The sequence below is a fragment of the Streptomyces sp. NPDC059003 genome (genome assembly GCF_042740445.1).
Lineage (GTDB): Bacteria > Actinomycetota > Actinomycetes > Streptomycetales > Streptomycetaceae > Streptomyces.
In genome coordinates this window covers 1-3948 of record NZ_JBHYJH010000361.1, presented here as the reverse complement: position 1 = coordinate 3948, position 3948 = coordinate 1, and the positions used below count along the sequence as shown (strand labels likewise).

At 73.2% G+C, this 3948-nt stretch carries 2 protein-coding genes; one reads left to right on the top strand and one right to left on the bottom strand.

What is annotated here, in order from left to right; all coding sequences use genetic code 11:
- The coding region (locus tag ACFWZ5_RS45400) for an alpha-mannosidase (RefSeq protein ID WP_384893085.1) at positions 1-3105 on the bottom strand (3105 nt) is incomplete at its 3' end.
- A 201-nt stretch (positions 3106-3306) separates the two neighbouring features.
- Here ACFWZ5_RS45400 and ACFWZ5_RS45395 point away from each other — a divergent pair.
- Entirely contained in the window at positions 3307-3789 is a 483-nt protein-coding gene (locus ACFWZ5_RS45395) for an ATP-binding protein (RefSeq protein ID WP_384806390.1), read from the top strand.
- Positions 3790-3948: the final 159 nt, after the last annotated feature.

Here is a 3948-nt window from a genome sequence, read left to right as displayed (position 1 = left end):
AGATGGCCCGCTCCAACTTGCGCAACGTGCCACGTCCGTAACCTTCGCGGGGCGCAATCTCAACGTCAGCACCTGGAACGGCCGGAGCGACAGCACAAGCCCCGCCCCGGAGACATCGGCGGGGCGCAGGGGCCGCTCCAGGAGATCCGTGACCTCGGCCCGCGCAACAGGGAACGACGTGGTCAGCACCCCCCGCCCCCGCCCCCCACCCGACTCGTAGACCCGCACCACCACATCCCCGCTCCGATCCTCCGCAAGCTTCACCGACTCCACCGTGACCCCCGCCCCGTCGACCCGCACGAGCGGCGCCACCTCCGGCGCCCCGGCGACCCGGAGCGGCAGGTTCAGGGCGAGCCCCTCGGCGACGGCGTCACCCACCGCCGCACCGGGCAGCAGCGCGTACGTGAAGCGGTGCGCACCGACGTCCGTGTCGGGGTCGGGACTGTGCGGGGCACGCAGCAGGGTGAGGCGCACGGTGGTCCCGACCCCGTCGGCGTGCGCGGCACGCGTCACGTCGTGCCCGTACGTGGAGTCGTTGAGCACCGCGACCCCGTACCCCGCCTCGGCCACCCGCAGCCACCGGTGCGCGCAGATCTCGAAGCGGGCCGCGTCCCACCCGGTGTTGGCGTGCGTCGGCCGGTGCACATGCCCGAACTGGATCTCCGCGGCGGACCGTTCGGCGTGCACGTCGAGCGGGAACGCCGCCTTGAGCACCTTCTCCGACTCGCGCCACTCCACGTCGGTGACCACGTCGATGCGGCGGCTGCCCGCGGCGAGCCGCAGCTCCTGCGTGACGCGCGAGCCGTCGCCGAAGGCGCGCCGGACTCGCACGGACGCGCGCAGCGGCCCGTCCTCGACCAGCTCGACGGACTCGGCGCCGGTGAGGTCGGTGTGCCGGTGGCGGTAGTGCCGGTCCAGGTCCCAGGCGTCGTAGCGGGTGGGGTGGTCCGGGTGCAGCTGGAGGAGGTTGCCGCGGGCGCCGGGCGCCAGGACCTCCCGGTCGTGGTCCAGGTCCCGCACGGAGGCGAGGAGGCCGTCGGCGTCGACGGTGACGCGCAGATGCTCGTTCGTCAGGATGATCTCGCTGCCGGTCCGCGTCGCCGAGGTGACGGCGCCGGGCCCGCGCTCGTGGGCCGCGGCGACGGCCAGACTCCGGCTGCCGAGCCCGTCCACGTGGACGTGCACGAGCGCCCCGTCGTGCGCGACGACCTCGCTGCGCGCGTACGGAGAGGAGTTGAGCACCGCGGCCCCGCCGCCGCCCAGCTGACGCACCGCCTCCGCGGTGAGCTCGTCGAGCTCCGCGAGCACGCGCGCGTACGTCTCGCGGGCCTCGCGGTGCACCCACGCGATGGACGAGCCGGGCAGGATGTCGTGGAACTGGTGCAGCAGCACCGTTTTCCACAGCCGGTCGAGCGCGTCGTACGGATACGCGTACGACGCGTCGGCGAGCGCGGCCGTCGCGCACCACAACTCGGCCTCGCGCAGGGCGTGTTCGCTGCGCCGGTTGCCGCGCTTGGTCGCCGCCTGCGTCGTGTACGTCGCCCGGTGCAGCTCCAGATACAGCTCGCCGGACCACACCGGCGCCCGCTCCCCGTACTCCTCCTCGGCCGCCGCGAAGAACGCCGACGGCTTCTCGATCGCGACGGTCGGCGAGCCCTCCAGGGAGCGCAGCCTGCGCGCCTTCTCCAGCATCTCCCGGGTCGGACCGCCGCCGCCGTCGCCGTACCCGAACGGCACCAGGGAGCGCGTCGCGCGCCCTTTCTCGGCGAAGTTTCGCTCGGCGTGGGCGAGTTCGGAGGCGTGGAAGCGGGAGTTGTACGTGTCCACGGGCGGGAAGTGCGTGAAGACCCGCGTCCCGTCGATGCCCTCCCACCAGAACGTGTGGTGCGGCATCTTGTTGGACTGGTTCCAGCTCAGCTTCTGCGTGAGGAACCAGCGCACCCCGGCGAGCCGCGCGAGCTGCGGGAACGCGGCGGTGTACCCGAAGGAGTCCGGCAGCCAGATCTCCTCCGTCTCGACGCCGAACTCCTCCTGGAAGAACCGCTTGCCGTGCACGATCTGCCGCGCGAGCGCCTCGCCGCCCGGCATGTTGGCGTCCGACTCCACCCACATCGAGCCGACCGGCGCCCACGTGCCGTCCGCCACCGCCTTCTTGATGCGCTCCCAGATGTGCGGCTGGTGCTCCTTGACCCACGCGTACTGCTGCGCCTGCGAGCAGGCGAACACCAGCTCCGGGTAGTCCCGCGCCAGCGCCGTCACGTTGGCGAACGTCCGGGACGCCTTGCGCACCGTCTCGCGCAGCGGCCACAGCCACGCCGAGTCGATGTGCGCGTGCCCGGCGGCCGACACGCGGTGCGCGCTGGCGTGCGCCGGGCGGGCCAGGGCCCCGGCGAGCTCGGCGCGCGCGGCGGCGGCCGTGCCCGGCACGTCGTGCAGATCGAGCGCGTCGAGCATGTCCTCCAGGGCCCGCAGGATCTCGTGCCGCCGCGGCAGGGCCGGGTCGAGCTCGGCCATCAGCTCCGACAGGACCTCGACGTCCAGGATCAGCTGCCACACCTCTTCGTCCAGTACGGCCAAGTCGGCAGCGGCGAATCGGTAGATGGGGCGATCGCCCGCCGTCAGGATGTCGCCGAGCCGGGTCGGTACGAAGTCGTGCAGGACGGTCGGGTTGGCGGCCGCCTCCAGGAACAGCCGCACCGGCTCGCCGCCGTGCGCGCGGGCGGCCACCGGCACATGGCGGTTGCGCGGGTGAACGCCCTTCAGCGGCACCCCCGAGGCGTCGTACACCAGGCCCTCCGCCTGGAACCCGGGCCCCTCCCCGGTGAACCCGGGGTCCACAACCACCTCGACCCGCCGCCCCTCCCACTCCTCGGGCACCCGCCCTTCGAGCCGGAACCAGCTCGTCGACCAGGGGCTTCCCCACTCCGTGCCGATCGCGAACGGCTCGTACGCGGCGGCGAGCGCCGCCGCGGCCGGCACCGGCTCGCCCGGCGCGTGCCACGCGGACAGCGTGAGCGGCACCCGGTCCGGATACTGCGCGGGCCGGATGAACTGCCGCAGCGCGCGCTCCAGGCGCTCCTCCACCAGCAGTCGGTCGTCGTGCACGGCGGCTCCCTCACATGGTCGATCCGGAGTGGTACTTGGCTTCACTTCCCCTCAACACATCGGCGCATCCGTCCCGTTGGATGACCGGTGGTTGACGAATCGACATGAGTGGCGCCAAGAGGGGCGGGCATGCATCCCGTGAGCGTGTTCGAGTCAGAGGCCGGGCAGGGAGGCCTGGGCATCGTCTGGTGGGCGGGGATCATGTCGAGACATGTACGAGGGGGTGCCGCCATCGGATGGGGCGCACCCTCGCCGAATCGAGAGGAAGAGCCGGTCAACGGAGTGCCGGGGGACGGCGGCATCCAGCTCAGGCGCCGCCTCGGGCGGTCCGACCTGCGTGCGGTGTCGGAGGTCCGGGGGGCCCTGCGGGATCTGCTGCGGCACTGGGGGAGGCCGGGAAAGACCGAGGTGGCCGAGCTGCTCACCAGCGAACTCGTCACCAACGCGCTGGTGCACACCGACCGGGAGGCGATCCTGACGGCCACCGTGGGGCCGCGGGGGCTTCGCGTGGAGGTGCGGGATTTCGTGGCGCGGCGGCCGCGGGTGCGGGCGCCGGACGCCGGTGACGGTACGCATGGGCGGGGGCTGATGCTGGTGCAGTCGCTGGCCGACGCGTGGGGGGTGCGGGCGCTGGGGGCGGGGAAGGTGGTGTGGTTCGAGCTGGACGGCGGCGGCACGGCGTAAGCCCTCGCGGGGGGGGCGCGCCCCAGGCCCGCCCCTTCACCGAAACCAGGGGCTGCCGCCCCTGGCACCCCGCTTCTATCGGCGCTCCGCGCCTCGTCCTCAAACGCCGGACGGGCTGGAAAATCCAGCCCCTCCGGCGTTTGAGGAGCGGGGGTCTGG